Consider the following 1,571-nt stretch of genomic DNA (forward strand, 5'->3'; position numbering starts at 1 on the left):
CTGCTGTGCTTTCTGAGCGTCGGATTTTGTTCGTTGGAAAAGCATTGCAGCTCGCCATTGTTGTGTTTTCGTTCTTTTATTGTTCTATTTTAGGTTTATATTTAGAATAGTTCTTTTTGATATCCTCTAACCAGTATTCAAGCTTTTCTTTTATTATAAATCTATCTTTATCTGATAGATAGTCTATTTCAATTGCACCTTCTGTTGAAACCCAATTTAATCTTAAAGTATACTTTCCTTTTTTTGAACTATCTGGATACCAGCCCAAATCAATGTTAAAGTAATTTGTATTAGGTATGCCCATTTTTCCACCTTCCAAAATTTGGCATTCATCTATCCAAAGCACGTCTTCAATAAAGCCTTCGTACCAGTTCACAATCCAATCATCATTATCGGCTTTTATTGGATCAACGTCAAAAAACTTGTTGTCTAGGATTGCCCAACCTCTTGGTACTTTTAATGAAAGTAATTTTGTCATTTATTAAAAAATACTCTGTCTAAAATTAATCTTTTAAAATTTTAATTCTCTTAAAATTGGCTCTTTTGCCAGAATATGCACTCGGGGTCTTTCTTATTGTGAATGAAACACAACGTTTTATGTAAGTGGTCGTTTTAATGCCACTTACATGTTGTTGTGGGTATTTTTTCTTAGCCAAACGCATAATTGCATACCTGTATTTGTTTTACGCATATATGGTTTAATTATCGGGTCTATAAATTTGGGTAAAAATGTTTGACACACGTAATATTCATGAAAAGCGATCTCATATTCATTCCTTTTCGAGTTTTGACTAAATGAATCTAAGCTGAATTCATATAGGTGAAAAGGCTCATGCATGGGGCTTATGTTTCCAACATAATCAGTTCCTTTTATTTTATAAATTAGATTAATTAGTTTATTGACTAACCAATCAGAAGATGGGACCTCAATATGTATTATTCCATTTGGTTTGAGCCATTTTAGTGCTTTCTCAAGCGATGAATTTGGGTTATAAAGGTGCTCCAAAACTACTCCAAACGATATGAATTCGAATTCATTGTCTGGGTAATCCAGTTCTTCTATCATGCCTAGTTTTAACTTCTCTTTTGAAATACCCATTTTAGAAATTGCTCTTTCATAAAAAGGAATTGATGGCTCTAAGCCGTATGTATCAAAGCCTACCTTTTCTAGCACTTTCATTTGCTTCCCTAAACCAGCCCCAATATCTAAAGATTTCATTCCTGGCTTAATGTTCATTAATTCTTTAAGTCTAGATATTTCACCTTGAAAGTAATCTTCATTAAACTCAAAGTATGATTCTTTCCAATATTCTTCAGGAGGAACGCCATAATGATCTTGAATATTAAAAGGAATAGGTTGAGGGTTAGAATATACTAGGCCACAATTAGAACACTTGGCAACTGTAGTGGTTATACCAGTTTTATCTTTTGGGTTCAATCCTTGCGATTGATTCATTCTTTTACCAAGTATTTTGTGTGACTTTGTTGGTTCGCCACACATATTACATTCTTTTATTTCCTCGAATTTATATTTCATGAAAGTTGATTTTATTACCCACAACAACGGTGTA

2 protein-coding genes are annotated in these 1,571 nt (G+C 32.8%); both read right to left on the reverse strand.

The genetic code is table 11. The features are described from left to right. Positions 1–76: 76 nt before the first annotated feature. Positions 77–478: a hypothetical protein gene (locus tag E1171_RS01585; RefSeq protein WP_155203414.1), complete on the reverse strand. Its 402-nt coding sequence runs from the start codon at positions 476–478 to the stop codon at positions 77–79. Between the two features lie 144 nt (positions 479–622). Then, the coding region (locus E1171_RS01590; protein ID WP_343031276.1) for a class I SAM-dependent methyltransferase at positions 623–1,571 on the reverse strand (949 nt) is incomplete at its 5' end.

The sequence above is a fragment of the Xanthovirga aplysinae genome, from assembly GCF_009711365.1.
In the GTDB taxonomy this organism is placed as follows: Bacteria; Bacteroidota; Bacteroidia; order Cytophagales; family Cyclobacteriaceae; genus Xanthovirga; species Xanthovirga aplysinae.

Excerpts from the sequence above, each read along its gene's own strand:
- E1171_RS01585 (WP_155203414.1), bottom strand. The coding sequence starts at position 478 with ATGACAAAATTACTTTCATTAAAAGTACCAAGAGGTTGGGCAATCCTA.